The sequence below is a fragment of the Aquimarina agarivorans genome (assembly GCF_000218485.1).
In the GTDB taxonomy this organism is placed as follows: Bacteria; Bacteroidota; Bacteroidia; order Flavobacteriales; family Flavobacteriaceae; genus Aquimarina; species Aquimarina agarivorans.
The window spans coordinates 1-20,979 of the sequence record NZ_AFPB01000085.1; the positions used below are offsets into that span (position 1 = coordinate 1).

Annotated in this window: 19 protein-coding genes; 9 read left to right on the forward strand and 10 right to left on the reverse strand. The window is 31.4% G+C overall.

The features are described from left to right. Positions 1 to 234 precede the first annotated feature (234 nt). The 6 genes from GMC_RS0103940 to GMC_RS0103970 form a co-directional block, all read right to left on the reverse strand. Positions 235 to 2,406: an endonuclease MutS2 gene (locus GMC_RS0103940; protein ID WP_010520912.1), complete on the reverse strand. Its 2,172-nt coding sequence runs from the start codon at positions 2,404 to 2,406 to the stop codon at positions 235 to 237. A gap of 32 nt (positions 2,407 to 2,438) precedes the next feature. Further along, on the reverse strand, positions 2,439 to 2,783 hold the full coding sequence (locus tag GMC_RS0103945) for a HopJ type III effector protein (protein WP_010520913.1): 345 nt from the start codon (positions 2,781 to 2,783) through the stop codon (positions 2,439 to 2,441). 285 nt (positions 2,784 to 3,068) lie between these two features. Next, entirely contained in the window at positions 3,069 to 4,013 is a 945-nt protein-coding gene (locus GMC_RS0103950; RefSeq protein ID WP_010520914.1) for a hypothetical protein, read from the reverse strand. 1,401 nt (positions 4,014 to 5,414) lie between these two features. Next, entirely contained in the window at positions 5,415 to 6,218 is an 804-nt protein-coding gene (locus GMC_RS0103960) for a TerC family protein (protein ID WP_010520916.1), read from the reverse strand. Next, positions 6,218 to 6,598: a hypothetical protein gene (locus GMC_RS0103965; protein WP_029489590.1), complete on the reverse strand. Its 381-nt coding sequence runs from the start codon at positions 6,596 to 6,598 to the stop codon at positions 6,218 to 6,220. Before GMC_RS0103965 ends, GMC_RS0103960 begins: the two co-directional genes overlap by 1 nt. A 232-nt stretch (positions 6,599 to 6,830) precedes the next feature. Continuing rightward, positions 6,831 to 7,289, reverse strand: coding sequence for a helix-turn-helix domain-containing protein (locus GMC_RS0103970; protein WP_010520918.1), 459 nt, complete (start codon positions 7,287 to 7,289; stop codon positions 6,831 to 6,833). 359 nt (positions 7,290 to 7,648) lie between these two features. Between GMC_RS0103970 and GMC_RS0103975 the strand changes: the two genes are divergently transcribed. From GMC_RS0103975 to GMC_RS0103995, 4 genes are all read left to right on the forward strand, one after another. Then, a complete protein-coding gene (locus GMC_RS0103975) occupies positions 7,649 to 8,806 on the forward strand; it encodes a M14 family zinc carboxypeptidase (protein WP_010520919.1) in 1,158 nt (385 codons plus the stop codon). A 69-nt stretch (positions 8,807 to 8,875) separates the two neighbouring features. Then, complete coding sequence (locus GMC_RS0103980; protein ID WP_010520920.1) at positions 8,876 to 9,358, forward strand: Lrp/AsnC family transcriptional regulator; 483 nt, start codon at positions 8,876 to 8,878, stop codon at positions 9,356 to 9,358. A 42-nt stretch (positions 9,359 to 9,400) separates the two neighbouring features. Next, positions 9,401 to 11,986 (forward strand): phosphoenolpyruvate carboxylase, encoded by a 2,586-nt coding sequence (locus tag GMC_RS0103985; RefSeq protein WP_010520921.1) that lies wholly within the window; start codon positions 9,401 to 9,403, stop codon positions 11,984 to 11,986. A gap of 627 nt (positions 11,987 to 12,613) precedes the next feature. After that, positions 12,614 to 12,994 carry a DoxX family protein gene (locus GMC_RS0103995; protein ID WP_010520922.1) on the forward strand — a complete coding sequence of 127 codons (381 nt, stop codon included), beginning with the start codon at positions 12,614 to 12,616 and terminating at the stop codon, positions 12,992 to 12,994. Between the two features lie 278 nt (positions 12,995 to 13,272). Here GMC_RS0103995 and GMC_RS0104000 read toward each other — a convergent pair whose 3' ends face one another. After that, a complete protein-coding gene (locus GMC_RS0104000) occupies positions 13,273 to 13,623 on the reverse strand; it encodes a DoxX family protein (RefSeq protein WP_029489591.1) in 351 nt (116 codons plus the stop codon). Positions 13,624 to 14,383: 760 nt separating this feature from the next. Between GMC_RS0104000 and folE the strand changes: the two genes are divergently transcribed. The 4 genes from folE to GMC_RS0104025 all read left to right on the forward strand — a co-directional run bounded on the left by folE (position 14,384) and on the right by GMC_RS0104025 (position 17,029). Next, positions 14,384 to 15,034: a GTP cyclohydrolase I FolE gene (gene folE / locus GMC_RS0104005; protein ID WP_010520924.1), complete on the forward strand. Its 651-nt coding sequence runs from the start codon at positions 14,384 to 14,386 to the stop codon at positions 15,032 to 15,034. Positions 15,035 to 15,049: 15 nt separating this feature from the next. Then, positions 15,050 to 15,526, forward strand: a complete 477-nt coding sequence (locus GMC_RS19020) for a metal-independent carbonic anhydrase family protein (protein WP_010520925.1) — start codon at positions 15,050 to 15,052, stop codon at positions 15,524 to 15,526. After that, positions 15,526 to 15,816 carry a hypothetical protein gene (locus GMC_RS0104015; protein ID WP_010520926.1) on the forward strand — a complete coding sequence of 97 codons (291 nt, stop codon included), beginning with the start codon at positions 15,526 to 15,528 and terminating at the stop codon, positions 15,814 to 15,816. The genes GMC_RS19020 and GMC_RS0104015 overlap by 1 nt, the downstream gene beginning before the upstream one ends. A 304-nt stretch (positions 15,817 to 16,120) precedes the next feature. After that, positions 16,121 to 17,029 carry a GTP-binding protein gene (locus GMC_RS0104025; protein WP_010520927.1) on the forward strand — a complete coding sequence of 303 codons (909 nt, stop codon included), beginning with the start codon at positions 16,121 to 16,123 and terminating at the stop codon, positions 17,027 to 17,029. Positions 17,030 to 17,520: 491 nt separating this feature from the next. On the opposite strand, the gene GMC_RS0104035 is transcribed toward GMC_RS0104025, so the two are convergent. Together GMC_RS0104035 and GMC_RS0104040 are read right to left on the reverse strand one after the other, a co-directional pair. Further along, positions 17,521 to 18,912, reverse strand: a complete 1,392-nt coding sequence (locus GMC_RS0104035; protein ID WP_010520928.1) for an NAD-dependent succinate-semialdehyde dehydrogenase — start codon at positions 18,910 to 18,912, stop codon at positions 17,521 to 17,523. Positions 18,913 to 18,966: 54 nt separating this feature from the next. After that, entirely contained in the window at positions 18,967 to 19,707 is a 741-nt protein-coding gene (locus GMC_RS0104040; RefSeq protein WP_010520929.1) for an SDR family oxidoreductase, read from the reverse strand. Between the two features lie 358 nt (positions 19,708 to 20,065). Here GMC_RS0104040 and GMC_RS0104045 point away from each other — a divergent pair, with 358 nt between their 5' ends. Then, positions 20,066 to 20,560: a rhodanese-like domain-containing protein gene (locus GMC_RS0104045; protein ID WP_010520930.1), complete on the forward strand. Its 495-nt coding sequence runs from the start codon at positions 20,066 to 20,068 to the stop codon at positions 20,558 to 20,560. A 55-nt stretch (positions 20,561 to 20,615) separates the two neighbouring features. Here the strand turns inward: GMC_RS0104045 and GMC_RS0104050 are convergent, their stop codons facing one another. Then, positions 20,616 to 20,837, reverse strand: coding sequence for a hypothetical protein (locus GMC_RS0104050; RefSeq protein WP_010520931.1), 222 nt, complete (start codon positions 20,835 to 20,837; stop codon positions 20,616 to 20,618). Positions 20,838 to 20,979: the final 142 nt, after the last annotated feature.

Consider the following 20,979-nt stretch of genomic DNA (forward strand, 5'->3'; position numbering starts at 1 on the left):
ACATTTAAAATTTTAAACTAAATTAATGTGAAACATACATTCTTCTAACTAACTATATTCATTCATATAAACTGTTCAGGTAGAAAGTTGTGTGTGCTATAAATATTCCGTTTAAGGACGTTTTTAAGCATTAGACATAGTAAGTATTAAGACACAATAATTTTTATTTTACAAATATGATATAATTTTTACATTTTTCTCAAATCTCTTCTACATCATAAAACCATAAAACGCTTATTTCTTCACTCTCTCAACCAATTCAAGTAGGTCTAAACTAACGTTAGTTGTAAACAAACCGTAATTTACAATTGCTTTTCCTTTTTCAATAGAATCAACGGTTCCAACAGCTTTTCCGTCAAACATTCGTACCTTATCATTAACTTTTGGAATTTGTTTCGGTTTTTCTGGTGTTGCTTTTTCCTGTGCTTTAACCTTTTGCTTTTCAACTCTTATTTTGCCCGCTTTTTGTTTGGCTTCATTTTCAAGTTGTTTCTTCTTAGCTTCTTCCGCTTTTCGTTGTTTGGCTGATTGTTTTTTGATTTTTGAGTTTTCAATCTCAATTATTTTCATAAACTCATCAATCAACGGACGTTTTTTCTTATTTCGGTAATAGGTGTTACTCAATTCTTTAACCTTATTTCCTAAGTAAATTAAGCGCTGATTACTATCATATAACTCCTGAAAACCTTCCAATTTTTTTTGCACCCGTTCGTTTATTTTTTCTAGGCGCTCTCTTTCGTCTTCCGCTTTGGTTGCATGTTTTGTAAGATTGTTACGCGTTTTCTCAAGTTTTGAACGTTCTTTTTGTAAGTCGGCAATACTTTTATCAAATCTTATTTTACCACGTTCTACTTTCTTTTTCGCCTTATTAATCAGGCTGTACGGAATGCCATTTTTTTGAGCCACTTCAAAGGTAAATGAGCTTCCAGCTTCACCTAAATTTAACTTAAACAAAGGCTTCAAGCTATGAGCGTCAAACATCATATTGGCGTTGGTTATAGCCGGTAATTCATTAGCTAACATTTTTAAATTTGCATAGTGTGTAGTAATGATTCCAAAGGCTTCTCTTTCGTAAAAAACTTCCAAAAAAGCTTCAGCTAAAGCACCACCTAATTCTGGGTCGGAACCTGTTCCAAATTCATCAATTAAAAACAGCGTCTTGTTATTACACTTCCGCAGAAAGTAATTCATGTTTTTTAAGCGATAGCTGTAAGTACTCAGGTGATTTTCTATAGATTGATTGTCTCCAATATCAGTTAAAATAGTATCAAACAAACAAATACGACTGTATTCATGCACGGGAATCAGCATAGCACTTTGCAACATAATTTGCAATAGTCCAATAGTTTTTAGAGTAATACTTTTACCACCAGCATTTGGCCCTGATATTACGATAATGCGGCTATCCTGAGCCAAATGAATGGTTTGCGGATAGGTTTTTTCGTTTTTTTGTGCATTATTTAAATATAGGAGTGGGTGATAGGCATCCCGCAAATACAAATCACGTTCATTATTTATTTTAGGAAGTATGGCATTCATAGACTCGGCATACTTAGTTTTAGCCGAAATAATATCAATAGCACTCAAATAATCCTGAAAGGAATCAATGATTTCGCTGTAGGGGCGAATAATATTAGTCAATTCCTTTAAAATACGAATCACTTCTTCACGTTCCTCGTACAATAAATTACTCAATTCATTATTGTAAGTACGGGTGGCTTCAGGTTCAATATAAACAATACTACCAGTTTTAGAATTTCCCATGATAGCGCCTTTTACCTTACGGCGATACATGGCTTTAACCGCTAAAACCCTGCGATTGTCCACAACGGTTTCTCTTATTTCATCCAGATAACCTTGCGCATTATAGCGTGATAAATCACGCCCAAAACTTCCGTTTAATTGCGATTGTACATTAGTAATTCCTTTTCTGATCCTAGCTAACTCATGCGAAGCGGTGTTTTTTACTTCACCATATCGATCAATAACAGCTTCAATATTTTGTATTAAATCAAGCGTAAATGTAATTTCGTTGGCAAATTGAGCCAATTTAGGATAGAGTTCTTGCTTTTTTCTGAAAAAATCCAATAAATCATTCACCGTAATGTTTAAAGAAACTATTTTTTTTAAACCTAACGCTTCAATGAACGTATTTTCTATAGCCAATAACTTTAGCTCATTATCTACAATATCGTATCCATGATTCGGGATACGTGCATCTTGCATAAACGATGATTTGTACTCATTGACTTTAGCTAATTCAAAAAGTAATAAATTTTCCGTGGTGTACGGAACTATTTTAAGTGCTTCAATTTTCCCTTTTTCGGTAGTACACAATTCAGATATGTGTAATAATATGGTTTGGAATTCAAGGTCTTGAAGCGTTTTGTTGGAAATTTTTATCATAAAAAAACACTCTTGATAAGAGTAAAAGTATATTATTTTTTAGTTAAAGCGATGCCTTCAAAATGAATACCTTTCCAGCCAAACTTCATAAAATTACGAATATTACCATGATCGCTACCCGTAGGATTTTCAAGGACATCTTTACGATAATAATCACCAAAACAAGCTAACGTAGCTTCATTTGACAATTCATTTAATTTAGCGAAGGCAAACAATTTACATGATCCAGAGTTTTGACTAGCTTCATTATAAGTAGTTCCGTTTTTAAAAGCGGTTTCCGTAAAATTATAATTGTCTTCTACAACCTGCATAGTTTCTGAAAAAGCAACATCATTGGGCACACTGTCAAGTTTATTTAAAAAATCCGTAATTGTCATGGTATGGTTTAAATTTATAATGAAAGCAAATTTAAGGTTTTAGTTTGTTTCATAAAGGGTGGACTTTTCTTCAATTTTAGTTAAAATTCTTTAAGGTATTAAAAGAAGAATATGCAATTGCTATTAAACGTCTACAAAATTAGTGATTTTTAATTCTCTAATATTAAAATACGATATACTCTCAAATTAAGAGTAGGCTGCTTTTTTTTCCAAAAAATCCATGTATTGAAATACAACACATGGATTTAATGCACTTAATTAGAAAAAGAATATTATACCGCTATTCTATTCTGTTATTTCTTCGGATTTTTTCTCTTTAAAAGAATTTTGGTAGACTATTCCAATTGAAAAGGAGGATTCGTTGTTAAAATTTCGTCCATCTAAGGTTGTTTTGTAACTACCAGATAAACCTAAATCCCCGAAATCTTCTTTAATGATGGGCACGTATGCAGAAAAGCTTAACGAAGTAAAATCAACTTCTGTCAAAGGTAATATTGCTGGGTTAGGTCGATCTCCTAGTCCACCAGCCTCTATAAATTCTGCTGTACCTATATCAAGTCCGTATATAGAATCTTGAATATCTAATTCAGAATGTACGTAGAAATATTTGTGAAAGTATCCTATTTTGAAACCATAGGATAACGCAGGGGGTACATCAAATTCATCACTATCGCGTACACTAGATCCACCTTGTACTTCTACAAATAAATTAAAGGGTAATTCGTATTGAGCAATAAAATCGAAATTGTATGAAGTAGCTGCATTACCTAAGGATATTACACCACCACCATCGTAGTCACTTACAGGAAATCCAATTCCAGTAGCAACCCCTAAATTAAAACGTCCAAAGCCTTCCCCACTTTTTTCAAAAATTTTAAATTTAGCAAAAATGTTTATATCTTGTAAGCCTTCAACTACTTCATTATTGTATTCATTTTCTATATATGGAAGGCTGACATCAACAGATATTCTATCCGTAATACCATATTCAGCAAATAAACTATATACGTTAGATGTAATTTCTCCTAGACCTCCAGGATTACCAGGTTGTTTTTGGTTACCAGCCCAAAAATTATCAGATTGTTTTGATGTATAAGTTGTAGCAACAGTCAATTGTCCTTGATTTGGATAAAAACCGCTTGTTAAAATTTGAGAAAAAGATTGTGTTGATAAAAAACCAAACGCAGCCAATGCTATAGATCGACCAATAGTTTTACGTGTTAGAGTCATAATATTTATTAATTAATTAATGTCGACGTATTAGACTCCTATTTTACCTTTAATTACACGCTTTTTTTTGTTTGAAATAGATTTACGATATTTTTAAAATAACAATATTTATTATGCTTATATTATTATAATAAATCGTTATAATAAGTATTTTAATTAAAAATACTTAGGTATTTTTATTAATATGATTTTTAATTATTTTTTAACAAAAATTAATAAAATAATTTATAAATATTTGAAAATTAATATTTTAACTTTTAAAAGTTAAAGTTATTTTAAATTTTTGTAACCTTACAATATTTTAAAAAACATGTTTTTTTCTGAGTTTTTTAAGTGATTAACTAATTTTTTTTGATGTGAGCTTATTAGCTTTTTATTTGAATACTATCGCCTTTTGAAACTTTATAATTTATGGTAGCTGAAGTTTTTCCCATATGTAAACTATCGAGTCAGTCAACATTGCATTCACCTCTAACTTATCGGTAGGGCGAATGCTTTATGTGTTAGCGGTTCGGTTTTTACATTACAATCATTTCATTTTCTAGAATTTGCTCAAAATAGCAAGTCAAGTTAGCAGTTATTTTATTAAAAACACTTGGTATGTAATCTTTCAAGTTCTCAACTGATAATTTTTGATTTAAAGGAAGGAATGATATTGATTCAAATACGTTTTTATGTCTGATTTTTCAGTTTCATTAAGTTTATTAAATGGATTTGTAGTCGCATAATTATGAAAATCAGATAAATGAATAAAACCGCAATCAAATTTATAAACACACTGTGAGAGGCGCACTCTCCTCATTTATGAGGAGAGCCGTCTACTCAATTGTCAACTGGCTTTATTTTATTATTTCAGTCAGATAAACGATTCCGAAAATCCAACCAACATAGAGTAGAGTATAAACCAGCGAGTGAACTGCTGAAATTCCAATATCTCCTTTCGTGTCTTTTGATTTATTAAAAACAAATTTCAATGCTCTAAAGAAAACCCAATAAAGCATTGCTAGAATTATAAATAATGAAAACCAAAAAACGGCTTCCAAAACTATTAGTAATATAATTATCAAAATTGTTATTCCAATCCAAAGTAAAATTGATAAAATCAGTCCGCCAATTCCATCTCCGACATCTACAGTTGGTGTGTCAAAATCAGGTGCTGTATGTCCAATAATATCACCTCTTTTAAAATATGAATAATTTAGCTTTGAAAATTAAAAAAAGGATAAATAAATTTTTACGTTTAGTTAATACCAGTTCTATTTTTATTTCGATGATTGAGAACTTATAAAAAAGACCGCGTAACGACAGCCTTTTTTTTAATTAAAACTCTTTTGATGTTATTAAAAAGCAGTATCATTAATACAAGTTTAGTTTGTATTATCAACTGTAAATAGATCAATATTATGATGATAACTTAGTTTTATTTTTTTTACGAAGTTTAAAATTTAAAAATTCAATGAATAATGAAAAAGCAATCGTAAAATACAAGTAACCTTTTGGTATTGTACCTACTCCAGTATCAAAAATCTTTAAATGTGCTAAGTGCGCAGCTTCTGCGATAAGCATAAAACCGATTAAAATTAAAAACGATAATCCTAAAATTTGAACAGAGGGGTGTTTGTTTACGAATCTTCCAACTGGAGTTGCAAAAAGCATCATGATTAATACTGAAATAATTACAGCTACTACCATTATTATTAGCGCATCGTTAGGATTTTCACTCAATCCGTTTGTCATACCAACGGCAGTTAAAATAGAATCAAAGGAAAAAACAACATTAATTAGTGTGATTTGTACAATAGCTCTGCTTAAACTAGATGCACTTTTACGTTCCAATTCCTTTTCTTCTTCACCTTTTTCTTCAACCTTTTCATGTATTTCGTGTACACTTTTGTACAATAAAAAAATACCTCCACCAAATAAAATAAGGGCCTGTCCACTAATTCCAGCTTCAATCCATGGCAAATTAATATGCCAAAACGGAGCTTCCATAGCTACTAAATAGGATATTCCAAAAAGTAATACCACGCGCATTACCATAGCTAACACTAAACCAATATTAGTTGCTTTTTTTTGCTGCTCCTCAGGTAATTTGCTGGAGGCTATTGAAATGAAAATAATATTATCAATACCCAAAACTATTTCTAAAAAAGTTAGGGTAAGTAATGCCACCCAAGCATCAGCAGTTGTAAAAATTTCAAACATTAGTTAATTTTTTTAGCGGTTCCTTGTTGTTTTTTTGATGAGCCTATCAAACCATACTCAAAAGTATAGGTGTCTTTATTGGTAGTTAGTATTTTTAAGTGTAAAGCTTTACGTTCCTGACGGTTCTTGGGATTCAAATTCTTTAAAATGCACTCACATTTATTAATCCAGCGTATACTAGAGGTGTCGGATTTTCCCTGAAAAAAATCTATTTCAGTAGAGTCACTCCTGAGAAAGCGCGTAGTAGCCAACTCACCATTCAAAAGTGTTTTAAATTCAAAAGTTCCTGTTTTAAATTTTTCGCAATTTCGTTCTGGCGCTTTTGCACAACTGTTTAATAGAATAAAGAATATAAAAAAAAGTCCTTGATATGGGGACATGTATGTTACCATTTAATGATCAATATTTTAGATATATGCTAAATACTAAATTAAGCAATATGTTAAAAATAGTTCAAATTTATAAAGGGTGCAATGTATGTGTAAAATTCTTTAGAATAAATTGGATCTAAATATAGACGTTGCGCTTGTTGAATTTAGAAATAGCCCTATTTAGATTGACTTAGGACGTAAGACGTAAAAAATTAAGTTTAACCAGCTCCTAAAAAAAATGTCAATTCTTATATTCTTTAAAACTTCCGTTGGTGTAAAAAATAACTATTCGTTCAATTGATGACTTAATGGGAGGGGTGGTATTATTCGATTCTTTTAGTTTTTCTTCGTTTGATATATTGGACGTATTTGAAAATAAATCTTCCGAATTATTTTTTACGGGCTTATTTACAGTAGTAATATTTTCAATATTTTTTTCTTTTTCAGAAAATAAATCAGGAGCAGTCTGATCTGTTTTGGGAAAATTTCCTTTCCCATACATCAACCAATCAAATGTAACTGCTTCAAAATTTTCCAGAATGTGTAAAACAAATTCTAAGCTAGGTTTATTTCTTCCTGAAATTATATGTGATATTGATGAACGTCCGACACCCATTTTTTCTGCAAAAGCGGAAGCTGAAAGCTCGTAATGACTCAGAATTTTTTGTAGACGAAATGTAAACTCTTTACTGTTTATCATATGTAAACAATTATAGTATTTTATACTTTATACAAATGTAAACATTATATCACATAAAGCAAATTAAGTGTGGAATTTAATACGTAGCTTAAATTTTTACTTTAACCAAAGCTGTTAAATATCTGAAAAACAATAATTTAATAAAATATAACGTATTGAATTGTAATTACTTAGATTTCTTGATGGAACTGTTTAAAGTTGTAACAGTAGTTTACTTTTATTATGTAAACAGCAACACATAAGAATCCAATTAAATGTTTACATTTGTGTAATTATTGATGTTTACATTTGTAACTATAATTAATTTACATTGTTAAATTGTCTTTGTACTTTTGTTTCAATTAATGAAATAAAAATAGATGACTACAGCCGAAATAATTGAAAGTTTCCATAGCTATAAAGAAGAAACCTTAAAAGGTCGTTACATTACTCAAAAGGATATTCAGCCGTTAATAACTCAATGGGCAACAAAGCTTGATGTAGAGCAATTAGGGGTTTCTGAAAATAAATTACCCATTCATTTAATTAAAATTGGAACGGGAACTAAAAAATTGCTGTTTTGGTCTCAAATGCATGGTAATGAAAGTACAACCACTAAGGCGTTGTTTGATTTATTCCATTTTTTGGATGATTCTGCAAATAAATTGTCTGAAAAGATTCTTAAAGAGTGTACATTATATATTATTCCTATGTTAAATCCTGATGGCGCTTTGGCATATACCCGAGTGAATTATAATGGTATAGACCTTAATAGAGATGCACAAAACTTAGAGGAATCTGAAAGTAAAATTTTTAAAGCTGTTGTTTACAATGTTAAACCACTAGTAGCATTTAATTTACACGGACAACGTACCATTTTTAGTGCTGGTAATACAACAAATAGTGCTATTGTTTCTTTTTTATCGCCAGCAAGTAATAACGAACGTACCATTACTGAAAGTAGAAAAAAAGGAATGCGTATCATTGCCGAAATGAATAAAGCATTACAAACTGCAATACCTAATTGTGTAGGTAGGTATGATGATGGTTTCAATATAAACTGTACAGGGGATACTATGGAGTATAATGGATATACTACTATTTTATTTGAAGCTGGTCATCATCCTAATGATTATGAAAGAGAGGTGACTCGCAAATGGATGTATTTATCATTAATAACTGCTCTTAAATTTATTGCTGAAACGGGCCTTTCCATTGAAAATTATGAAGCATATTTTGATATTCCAGAAAATGGAAAGCTATTTAAAGATATAATTATTAGAAATTACCCTATAAATGGTGAAAAATTTGATGTTGCATTACAGTACCAAGAAACGTTAGTCGATAAAAATTTGAGGTTTATACCAATTGTAGCTCAAATTGAGACGCAAATCATTGAAAATGGGCATATTGAATTTAATTGTGACCTAGATAAAGTTGAAATTTCCAACGTTATAGAAAAACAAGAAATTGAAACAAAAATAGACTACTTAAGTATTAATGATGAAAAATTCTCAGTATTTCCGATAAAAAAGTAAATTAAAATCTTTTTGTACGGGATAAAACTGCTATTTTTGCATAAAAATTAAATAAATTAAAAAATACTTATGGCTAAGTTTAAGTTAGATGAAGTAGATCATCAGATTTTAGATATGCTTATCGAGAATACTCGTACACCGTTTACAGATATTGCAAAAAAATTACTTATTTCTGCTGGTACAGTACACGTTAGAGTGAAAAAGATGGAAGAGGCAGGGATCATTCAAGGTTCATCATTAACTTTGAATTATACAAAGCTCGGTTATTCATTTATTGCGTATGTAGGGATTTTTCTTCAAAATACTTCACAAACTAAATTTGTTTTGGAACGTATAAATGACATACCTTACGTTACCGTTGCACATGTAACCACTGGCAAGTTTAATATCTTTTGTAAAATTAGAGCAAAAGACACTAACCATGCTAAAGAAATCATTTTTATGTTAGATGATATTGAAGGGGTGTACAGAACTGAAACAATGATTTCATTGGAAGAGAGTATCAACGACAAAAAGCGTTTGATGCACTCTATTTTTAATGAAATGAACTAGAGTTAGTTACAGAACAATCATTATAGAAAGAAACACAAACAAATGGCGAGAGAACCAAAAATTGAGCGTTTCAATCAGGACGTTTTATCTAAATACCAGATTTACAATAGTATTTTTATGACCTTACCTTTTGATAAGGTAACCAATACAGGGGTTTTATTACCACTTTTTAAGGAAGTGTGTGATAAAGGTTTCGCTGAAAAACAAACACCTACTCAAATTGTAGAAAACTTTTTTGAGTTGTATCAGCACAATTCAACTGAGGATGAAAAAAATACATTGTTATTCCGTTTTATTCAATACATTGAAAGACAAGTAGTGCTTTTTGATGCTATTGAGGATGCTGCTTTTACCAAGGTGAATAATATGGTAGGTAGAGGAACGTTAAGAAGTTTGAAGGAAGAAGCTGCCGAAAAAGGGCTAATGGATGTAATGAAAGAGTTTTTAAAAACTTTTAAGGTACGTCCAACGCTTACAGCTCACCCTACACAATTTTATCCTGGCACAGTTTTAGGAATTATTCGTGATTTGGATAAAGCCATTCGTGTTGATGATTTATTAACGATAAAACGTTTGTTAGCTCAATTAGGGAAAACAGCGTTCTTTAAAAAAGAAAAACCATCGCCATATGATGAGGCTATTAGTTTAATATGGTACTTGGAAAATGTATTTTATCATTCCGTAAGTTCTATTTATAATTACATTCAGCAAAATGTATTTGATGGGGAAACTTTGGAAAATGATATTATTAATTTAGGTTTTTGGCCTGGTGGCGACAGGGATGGAAATCCGTTTGTAACTACGGAAACCACTTTAAAAGTAGCTGAAAAGTTAAAAACATCTATTCTTTCTAATTACTATAAAGATATTCGTAGGCTAAAACGCAAAATTACTTTTGGGGAATTGCCCGAAAGAATTAATGAGTTGGAGCACCAATTGTATCAAAACATATATTACCCCTCAAAAGATTCTGTATTTACGTTAGCATCTTTTGAGTCTGAATTGGCAGCTATTAGAGTTTCTTTAATTGAAGAGCACAATAGTTTATATTTAAAAGACTTGGATGGCTTGATCAATAAGGTTAATTTATTTGGTTTCCATTTCGGAACTTTAGATATCCGTCAGGACTCTAGAGTACACCACAATGTAATTACTGAAATTATAAAAGAAGTAACTGCGGCTGGTTTAGGAATTTTCCCTGACAATTACGAAGAACTTTCGGAAGATGAACAAATGAAAGTACTTTCAAAAGTACGGGCATCTATTCAGCCAGAAGATTTAAAGGATGACATGGCAAGAGCTACTATTGGCTCTATTTATGCTATGAAAAAAATTCAGGACGAAAACGGCGAAAGAGGAGCCAACAGATACATAATTAGTAACAACGGAAGCGCTAAAAATGTATTGGAAACTTTTTCAATGATTAATATGTGTGGTTGGGAAAATCCAACATTGGACGTAATCCCTTTGTTTGAAACAGTTCCGGATTTAGAAGTTGCTGATAAAGTAATGGAACAGTTATATACTAATCCTGAATATCTGGCACATTTAAAACGCCGCGGAATGAAGCAAACAATTATGTTAGGTTTTTCCGATGGTACTAAAGATGGTGGATATTTAATGGCTAACTGGGGTATTTTTAAAGCTAAGGAAGCTTTAACTGAAATGTCCAGAAATCATGGAGTAAAAGTTGTCTTTTTTGATGGAAGAGGAGGACCACCAGCTCGAGGAGGCGGAAAAACGAATCAGTTTTACGCATCTTTAGGACCAACAATTGAGGATGAAGAAATTCAAATGACCGTACAAGGGCAAACAATTAGTTCTAATTTTGGAACTAAAGATTCATGCCAGTACAACTTGGAACAATTACTTGGAGCGGGTATATCAAATGAATTATTTACAAACCCTACCAAAATAATTAAAGAAGAAAATCGTGCAACCATGCAGGAATTAGCTGATATCAGCTACAAAATGTATTCGGATTTTAAAGCACACGATAAATTTTTACCGTATTTGGAGCGCATGAGTACGTTAAAGTTTTATGCAAAAGCAAATATCGGGAGTAGGCCTTCAAAAAGAGGATCTAGTAGTGAGTTAAAATTTAGTGACCTTAGAGCAATACCTTTTGTTGGTAGCTGGAGCCAATTAAAGCAAAACGTACCTGGATTTTTTGGCGTAGGTACAGCCATTAAAGCTTTTGAAGACAGAGGAGAACTAGACAGAGTACATACGCTGTATAAAGATTCTATTTTCTTTAGAACATTATTGGATAATAGTATGATGAGTTTGACAAAATCTTTCTTTGAACTTACGGCATACATGCAAAAAGATCCTGAATTTGGTGCTTTTTGGGATATTATTCATAATGAATACTTACTAACTAAGCGCTTACTGTTAAAGGTGTCAGGTTTTGATGAGTTAATGCAAAATGAACAAGTAGGAAAAGCATCAATACAAATAAGAGAATCTATTGTATTGCCTTTACTTACAATTCAACAGTATGCATTAAAAAAGATTCAAGATATGCAACGTACTGGTGAAATTGATAAAGAAACATTTGAAGTGTACGAAAAAATGGTCACCAGATCATTATTTGGAAATATTAATGCTAGTCGTAATTCGGCGTAATGTAGTAATATAAATAATTTATACAGTTATCAATGATATAAAAATCAGGAGTGTTTGTTCACTTCTGTTTTTTTTTGTCTAAATTTTAGGCTGCTTCTTAACTAATTTTGATTTCAAATTACTAAAATAAACCATTATGGACTAAAAATACCATAGTTTCGATTATAACTAAAAGTGATAACTTTTTAAACATCCGTTTTTGCTATTAGCTATTAGCCTTTGGCTATTGGCAGTTTAAAGCCAACAACTAATTACTAATTGCCAATAGCTCTTGTAAAATTTTTAGAAGCTAAAAGCGAAATGCAAGCATTAAAAATTCATAGTTTTAACAAAACCTGAGACCAATAAAACTTCTTTAATTCTTAAATTAATTACTGAAAAAATATAAACTGCTAAAAAGACCCATTTCTATATGTTTATTCCCCATAAATGGTATAAGCTGAAAAAAATATAGAGAAAATTATTTTAAAAAATTACGTAAATTACAGTGTGTCAATTTCTTTTTTGAAGTTATTGCGTTAGGTATTTTATAATTCAATAATCATGTTTTTTGAGCTACAATTGCATTTGATTGCGAACAGATTATTCTGTCTATTGTTTTTAATTTATACTATAATAAAAAAGTTTATGGAAATTTTTACTTACATCAGTATTGCACTAAAATTAATCATAGGGATAAGCATTTTAAATGTATGGTTAGTACAACCTAAAAAAGCCACAAAATGGCGAGGAGGTAATGCCGAAAATATTGTTGAAGAATTTGAGTACTATGGGTTATCTAAAACTGTATGCTATCTTATAGGCTTTTTAAAGGTAAGTTTGTCTATTCTATTGTTAGTTTCCATTAAGTTGACAGATTTTACTGTAATAGCAAGTTCGGGTCTGGCTTTACTACTATTAGGTTCTGTACTAATGCACTTTAAAGTAAAAGATCCGCTTTATAAATCTTTTCCTGCTGCACTTTTTATTGTACTCAATTTATTTGTAATAGGTTTAGCTTATATGTAGTTTTCAAATATGGTATTTTTAAGCTTGTACAGCTTTCGGTTGATAGTTGTAAGTTAGTTCTAAATTCTTTTCCGGGTTGAGGCTGAAAAATTGGGAGCTGAAATTTTTTTGAATTGTTGGTCTTTAGCTATTAACCATCCTGGTATTAGCTGTCTGGTATCAGTTTAGTTGTTTTTTTAAATATTTTTTTTCTCAAAAACCAGATCATAAATTGATTTTATTTTGACGAAGTTCACATTACATGAGCGTCTAATAATCTGTATTCTTTTTCGGATTATTTAGAAGTAAAGCACCATAGTTTTTAAAGTAATAAGTAAATTCAATGATGCAAAAATGAAGGAAGGGGAGGATTCAACAAAATTATCTTTGATTTTGATTCGTACTATAAAACCAGCAACCATCAGTAAAAAAAGTCCAAACGATGCCAATAGTAATAGTACAGGAAATAAATATAAGCCAAAGAGCAACCCAACAGCCCCTAAAAGCTGTAATATTCCAGTAAGTTTTCTGTATTTTGGAAGTTTATAGCGTTTAAATTCAGCAATAATAAAGTCCGATGTAAAACAACTTATTCCAAAATAAATAAACGATAAACTGGATAACCAAGTAATTACAGTAAGTAAATTCATTCTTAAAATTAATATTTTACTAATTAGTCACTGCGCTCATTTAAAACAATACCGATTGCAATAAAAAAAAACAATTTTTTTATTGCGTTGAAATGTCAAAAACTTATGTAGCTTTTTATAGCAAATAATAAATATGACGTCAACACTTGTTGTTTTTTACTTAAAGATTAATACGATTTACGGATGAGAATTTCGTAAAAATAATGTCAAGAATTTTTCGCTAGATTGGTGAATCAAATTAAAGAATAGCCGTAGCTATTGTTTCATTTTATGAAGAAAATATAGTAGAAAAAGAATGTCATTAGATGCGAAATTTTTATTCGTAAATCGTATGAATACTACTTTCCATTCAAATTTTATATAATTTTCGCTTAGCACAGCATTATTTTCTTAAAAAATAGAATAGATTCATTTGTAATGTTCTGTAGCTCTATTTAATGCACCAAAACAGCTATTACTCAAATTAGCACCTCCATTTTATTTAAGAAACCGTTAATGATAAAATAATAGCAATAAATTAATGCAACGTAGTTGCATTAACGAGATTTTAATTTATATTTGCAACAGTGTTGCATTAAGAAAAGTTTTTAATTCAACTGAACAAATTTTATTATTAGTGTTTGAGTCTTATGTATTGTGTTGCGCTTAATCTTCTGTTTTACATGCGAAATTTTTTTAGTTAATGTTTTTTCGCTTGTTAGGTAACAAGGTTACCAATTCAAATAGTGTTAAGTCAACACAATCAAAAGACGTTTAAAGGATGGATAAAGAAAAAATACAAATAGTAGGCGATAATCATATTGCAACAAGTATACAAACGCCCTTGCGCCCAGATGCTTTTGATAAATCTGATGAGGAAAAAATAAAAAATATTCAATATCATTTTAAAATGATTATGCAGGAAATGGGGTTGGATCTTACCGATGATAGTTTATCAGGAACACCATATCGTGTAGCTAAAATGTATATTAAAGAGTTGTTTTATGGCTTAAATCCTGCAAATAAACCAAAGCTTTCTACATTTGATAATAAATATAGCTATAAACGTATGTTAGTAGAGCAAAATATCACTATCGATTCGGCCTGCGAACATCATTTTCTTCCCATAGTAGGGCACGCTCACGTGGCTTACATACCAAATAAAAAAGTAATTGGATTATCAAAAATTAACCGTTTGGTGAACTATTACGCGCGCAGACCTCAGGTTCAGGAACGTTTGGTACTTCAAATTTTAAATGATTTACAAACTGTTTTAGATACCAAGGATGTTATCGTATCGGTTACTGCCAAACATTTATGTGTGTCTTCCAGAGGTATAAAGGATCAAAGTAGTTTTACCACCACTTTGGAGTATGGCGGATGTTTTGTTGAGGAATCTAGACGAAATGAATTCTTAACCATAATTGCTTAGCACACATTCTAAAAAATGATATCAGAAAAAGATGTATTGGCTGTACAAAATTTATGGGGTGATGGTATAGTCAAAATTGGCACTTTAAAAAATAATAAATGTGAATGCGAAGCATTTGCAAGTGGATTTTTAAATAAACTTTATGCCTTTAAGGAAGGCAAGGTTTTATTTAAACCAACCAAATGCGCTATCAAACAGTTTAGGAGCACAAAAGCCGAAGCATTATCTTATTTTATTGCTGGTAAAAATAGAGCTTGTATTGAGGATAAAGGTTTTGCCATATATCCTTGGGCAAAAGTTCGATTCGAAAATTCAAACCTTATTTTGGAAAAAGACCGTGCTATAGCTTTAGGGAATTATTTTTTTACTGATATGCAAGGTCAGGAGTCCAAAATAGAATACACATTTGGATATAAATTAATTGATGGAATGCTAAAAATTGATGTAAATCATTCCTCTTTTCCATATAAAATTAACGATGCCATAGTATAATGCAAAAGTGTCTTTATCTTTTATGTCCTACGGATTGCTTGGAACCTATTGTTAATAATACTTTTCATGAAGAGAATTATTTTTACTATTCACTTGGCAATTCTTTTTTAATTGAAGAAAATACTATTGAAAATATAAAGCAAATAGTAACTACACATTGTATTGAAGAAATTTCCTTCATACTTTCCAATAGCAACCATATTGTAAAAGATGCGCTAGGCACTCAGGATTTTGTACAAATGAAGGGGTTAAGTAATTTATATTATCAAATTACTAAGCAAAAAAAGTAATCCGATTTATTTTGGAAAACAAATTGCAACCAATTCTCCATGCTATCTTATTACTTAAACAGTAAAATCAAAGAATTACAAAACGAATTGGAGGATCATTACGAGCATGGTATAAAAATAAACGGAAAAATATACGATAGGTGTGCGCATATATTTAAAAATATATATGCGGATTTAATTTGCATTGAAAAGTATCAATTAAACTAATTGTTTTAAAACATAAGGAATAAAAACCTGCAGTACTTTTTAATTTACTGTAACTTAAACCATTTTTACAGGTTTAGTGTTTAAAAATATAAGAGGTATGGAAAGTGTAATTACAATTGTTGGATTTTTAGGGGCCGGTAAAACGACATTATTAAAATTTTTAATAACTCGCTTTTTTGAGAACGGATGGCATCCTTTTTTGATATTGAATGATTATGAAAATGCCCAAATGGATGCGCAACATTTTGTAAACCAGCTTGACTTAAATAGTATTAAAGCACTTAGCGGAAGTTGTATTTGTTGTAGTGGTATAATGGAGTTAAGGAATACAGTTAATAGAATACCTAAACGAGAAAAGGGAATTACTTTAATTGAAGCAAATGGAACTTCAGATGCGTGTTCTTTAATGGAGTTTTTAGGGGTTGGGTTAAAGGACCGTTTTTTACCGCCAATTCAAATTTCAGTAGTTGATGTTAAAAACTGGCAAAAAAGGGGAGTACACAATGAGTTAGAAGCCAATCAAATTCAAGTTTCCTCTTTAATTGTACTAACACACCTTGATAACACCACAAAAAAGAGACAATCGGAAGTAATTGATGAAATAAAATCATTTAATGCCATGGCAAAAATTATTTCTATGGATGAATTGGATGTGTTATTGCTTCCCAAATTAGTCCCTTCAGGTAATACAGCTGAGTACTTTGAACATCAAAAAGCACATTGGTCATCATGTTCATTGGATTTACCTGTGCTCCCAAATTTGGCTAGTATTGATACTATTTGTAAAACACTTCCTAAAAGTATTTTAAGAGTAAAGGGATGCACAAAAATTAAGGGACAAAGTAAGTTTACCTATTTTGAACGCAATCCAGACGGGGCAGTTTTTGTTCGCCCTTTTAATGGCGAACCTATCACTGGACCTAAACTACTCACAATTGGACCAGGAAGTACCCCTGAAATTTTGAATAAAGCTATTCAAACAAGTTTTAAATCCAAAACCATATGATGGTTGATCATATAAATACATAAAAATTTACGCAAAAAAAACAATTGTAACAAATCATAGGACAACAATTAGACAAAGGCGCTATGATTGCAGAACTAGAAAATTGCGTCCTCACAGATGCTGAAATACAAACTTAGATACAAGAAGCGTTTCCTCAACAAGATCGTTGGCCCATTGTAATGGCTGTGTAGTTGTAAGCTAATGTGGCTTTCTGCTTTTCAGTTTTTCGGTTTTTTAGTTTTTAAAAAGGTTGAATGTATAAGGTTGAGGGTTGAAGAGGCTTATGGCTTTTAATTAGGAGCTTAAATTTTAAGTAGAGACAAATTTAAATAGTTGGTCTGATGCGTTTATAAAAGAAAACTCATGAATGCAGAATCAAATTTGCGATCATGAGTTTTTTTTTAATAATTCTACTAACAATACCTTCAGTAATTTAAATTATGAAACTGGTATGCGGAAAATTATCATTAATATTATTTTACTGATTACTGCTACTCAATAATAATAGACTTAACATTAACAAATTCTTTTATACCGAAGCCTCCGTGCTCCCTACCAAAACCAGAGTTTTTAACACCGCCAAATGGCATTGAAGGTTCAGCAATACCAAACGAATTAATAAATACCATTCCAGTATCAAAATGTTTTTCAGCAAGTTTGGTTGCACGTTCAATATCTTTTGAAAAAATACCTCCTCCCAGTCCAAATCGACTGTCGTTAGCTATTTGCATTGCTTCTTCTTCATCTTTAGCTTTAATTAAAGCAGCTACAGGACCAAAGAGTTCATCCTCATACGCTGGCTGACCAGAATGAACCTGTTCCAAAACTGTTGCAGGGTAGTAATATCCATCGCCTTCCGGGATTTTACCTCCGCATAAAATTTTGGCTCCGTTGGAAACGCTTTTTTCCACTTGTTCGTGTAAAGTTTCTCTCAAGTCTTTTCGCGCCATAGGTCCCATTTCGGAATCCTCATTAGTAGGATCTCCTAAATTGAGAGATTGCATTGCTTTTACAAACCCATCTTTAAAGTCATCATAAATTTCGGCTACAGCTATAAATCGCTTGGCAGCAATACACGTTTCTCCATTGTTATAAATGCGCCCTTTAACACACATTTTAATGGCTACTTCTAAATCTGCATCATTTAAAATAATATAAGCATCATTACTTCCTAATTCAAGTACTGTTTTTTTAAGTTCGGCAGTAGCCATTTCTCCAATTTTTTTTCCAGCTTTAGAACTTCCCGTTAAGGTAACTCCTCTAACATATTTATGTTTAATAATAGCTTCGGATTGCTTGTGAGTAATTATCAAAGCTTTAAACAATCCTTTTGGTAATCCAGCGGATTCAAAAATACGTTCTAATAATAAAGCCGTTCCTGTAACATTTGATGCGTGTTTCAACAATACGCTATTTCCAGCCATAAGATTTACAATAGCATAACGAATGACTTGGTACGACGGATAATTCCAAGGCTGAATTCCGTAAACAATGCCAATAGGAGCGTAGGTTATAATACCTTTTTTACCTTCGGAAAGTTCGCGCTCCTCATTTTTTAAAGCTTGTACACCATTTTTTGCAGTGTAGTTGCAAATTTCAGTGCATAAATCAACTTCTTGATGACTTTGACTGAGTAATTTCCCCATTTCATCAGTCATTAATTCGGATAATTCCTTCTTATAATTCTGAAGTTCCTTTCCTATAGCTGTAATTACTTTTGCACGCTCTTCTAATGATTTCATTTTCCAATCTGAAAATGCCTGATGAGCCTTGTCAATAGTTGTTTCCACCTGATCATCCGTCATGTACTCATACGAAGCCAATTTTTTTCCCGTAACAGGATTTATAGTTTCAATAGTATCTGTTTCAATTGCTGTTTCCATATAATGCTTTTATTTTTTGTTGGTATTGCCTAATAGTGTAATTGTTATGAACAATTATTTTTGCTCAGTTGGCAAAATATAAATGTCGTTGATATTTACACGTTTTGGTTGGGTAAGCGTATAATGGATTGCGTTGGCAATATCTTCAGACTCTAAGGTGGTCATTTTTTGCATTTCGGACATTTTGTCTTTAATATCTTCATCCGTAATAGTACTCGTTAAATTGGTAGCAACGACACCAGGTTCAATTGAGGTTACATTAATGCCATGTTCCGGGGCTAATTCTTGTCTTAACCCTTCAGAAAACATTTTTACGGCGGATTTTGTAGCACAATACACAGCCCCACCAGGAAAGTAGCGATTTGCAGCCATAGATGAAATATTAATAATATCTCCGCCTTTATTTTCTAGTAATTGCGGCAACACCGAAGACACTCCATTTAATACTCCTTTGATATTTACATCTACCATTTTTTCCCATTCGTCCGTTTTCAATTTTTTTACAAAAGATAGCGGCATTAACCCAGCATTATTAATCAGTCCGTCTACTTTTCCAAAATGCTTCACGGCACTGTCAACCACAGCCTCAAATTCTTTTCTTTTAGTAACATCGCCTGTGGCCACTAATGCTTTTCCACCTACCTTTTCAATATCTGTTTTAAGGGTTTTTAATTTGTCTTCGCTTCGTGCCATTAACACTACACTTGCGCCATCTTCAGCAAGTTTTTTAGCCGTTGCTTCTCCAATACCACTTGATGCTCCTGTAATAATTATAACTCTGTCTTGTAAATTCATAAATGTTTTGATTAATTTTTAATAATTCAAAATTCAATAAATATGGCAACGCTTTTTAGCTCTATTCATCGGATTCTTTGCTTATGTAATAGCTAAGAATCACAAATAATTCTTAAATCATAGCATATAATAAGGTTATTGTAGCAAAGGAATGGTTTAAAAGAACGATTACAACCCTGAACTAGCATCGCAATGATTAATTAAAAAACTCAGTTTGCATTCGTATTTAAAGTAAATTGCAGCGGTATTAAAATTTTCAAATGCATAATTCAGGTTAAAAGAGGTTTTAAAGCTTTTAAAGAATCAGGAATTATTACGACTAACGATGTGTGTCTATCGACATTAAAATAAAAATACTATGAATAAATTATTGTATGCTATTTTTATAGGCTTTTCAACCATAACGTTTGCACAGAAGACCACTTTAAATACTGATTTTTCTGCCATGCTTGGTGACTTATTAACACATAGTGTTACTGAGGTTCTTCCGAGTGAAATTTATGATGAAAACGAGGTAGTTTTTCTGGATGCTAGAGAAAAAGAAGAATATATTGTTAGTCACATCAAAGGATCAAAATGGGTAGGGTACGATACTTTTACACCTAAAAACGTTAAGGATATTGAGAAAGATAAACCTATAGTTGTGTATTGTACCGTTGGATATCGTAGTGAAAAAATTACAGAAAAGCTTTTAAAAATGGGATATTCAAATGTATCTAATTTATATGGTGGTATTTTTGAATGGGTGCATCAAGATAGAAAAGTCTACAATGATTCTTCTCAAACAAAAAAAATACATACTTATAATAAAGATTGGTCACAATGGTTAGAAAAAGGCGAAAAAGTATATTAATACGCTTTTACTTGTTACGTGTTTGGATTATTAGGGTCAGCTCCAATGTTTATTTTTATTCCTGTGGTTGGTGCAGGATTGGTCTGAGTGTCTGTACAAAAAAATTATGTCCAGCAGTAAGAATCCATGAAGGAGCAACTAAAACGCCAGAGGTAATAAACTCTTCATTGCTGCTTCCATCTAAACTGTAGGAAAAATGGACAACAGCATTAAAATTTGGGTATGCTGTTGTGTTAAACGGTGAAGCATTTGATCCTACAGCTTCATATTCGAACAACTCTTTATCATGTCTAATTCCAAAAGTAGTATCAGAATCAGTTTTAATATAATTTTTTTCATTTTTTAGGGTTTTTGTAACGGTGTTATTATTTATAAATTACCACTACTGTCCGGTAAAGAATTGTTAAAAGTCTGTGAGG

Coding starts and splice junctions, on each gene's coding strand:
- GMC_RS0103940 (WP_010520912.1), bottom strand. CDS start 2,406: ATGATAAAAATTTCCAACAAAACGCTTCAAGACCTTGAATTCCAAACC.
- GMC_RS0103945 (WP_010520913.1), bottom strand. CDS start 2,783: ATGACAATTACGGATTTTTTAAATAAACTTGACAGTGTGCCCAATGAT.
- GMC_RS0103950 (WP_010520914.1), bottom strand. CDS start 4,013: ATGACTCTAACACGTAAAACTATTGGTCGATCTATAGCATTGGCTGCG.
- GMC_RS0103960 (WP_010520916.1), bottom strand. CDS start 6,218: ATGTTTGAAATTTTTACAACTGCTGATGCTTGGGTGGCATTACTTACC.
- GMC_RS0103965 (WP_029489590.1), bottom strand. CDS start 6,598: ATGTCCCCATATCAAGGACTTTTTTTTATATTCTTTATTCTATTAAAC.
- GMC_RS0103970 (WP_010520918.1), bottom strand. CDS start 7,289: ATGATAAACAGTAAAGAGTTTACATTTCGTCTACAAAAAATTCTGAGT.
- GMC_RS0103975 (WP_010520919.1), top strand. CDS start 7,649: ATGACTACAGCCGAAATAATTGAAAGTTTCCATAGCTATAAAGAAGAA.
- GMC_RS0103980 (WP_010520920.1), top strand. CDS start 8,876: ATGGCTAAGTTTAAGTTAGATGAAGTAGATCATCAGATTTTAGATATG.
- GMC_RS0103985 (WP_010520921.1), top strand. CDS start 9,401: ATGGCGAGAGAACCAAAAATTGAGCGTTTCAATCAGGACGTTTTATCT.
- GMC_RS0103995 (WP_010520922.1), top strand. CDS start 12,614: ATGGAAATTTTTACTTACATCAGTATTGCACTAAAATTAATCATAGGG.
- GMC_RS0104000 (WP_029489591.1), bottom strand. CDS start 13,623: ATGAATTTACTTACTGTAATTACTTGGTTATCCAGTTTATCGTTTATT.
- folE (WP_010520924.1), top strand. CDS start 14,384: ATGGATAAAGAAAAAATACAAATAGTAGGCGATAATCATATTGCAACA.
- GMC_RS19020 (WP_010520925.1), top strand. CDS start 15,050: ATGATATCAGAAAAAGATGTATTGGCTGTACAAAATTTATGGGGTGAT.
- GMC_RS0104015 (WP_010520926.1), top strand. CDS start 15,526: ATGCAAAAGTGTCTTTATCTTTTATGTCCTACGGATTGCTTGGAACCT.
- GMC_RS0104025 (WP_010520927.1), top strand. CDS start 16,121: ATGGAAAGTGTAATTACAATTGTTGGATTTTTAGGGGCCGGTAAAACG.
- GMC_RS0104035 (WP_010520928.1), bottom strand. CDS start 18,912: ATGGAAACAGCAATTGAAACAGATACTATTGAAACTATAAATCCTGTT.
- GMC_RS0104040 (WP_010520929.1), bottom strand. CDS start 19,707: ATGAATTTACAAGACAGAGTTATAATTATTACAGGAGCATCAAGTGGT.
- GMC_RS0104045 (WP_010520930.1), top strand. CDS start 20,066: ATGAATAAATTATTGTATGCTATTTTTATAGGCTTTTCAACCATAACG.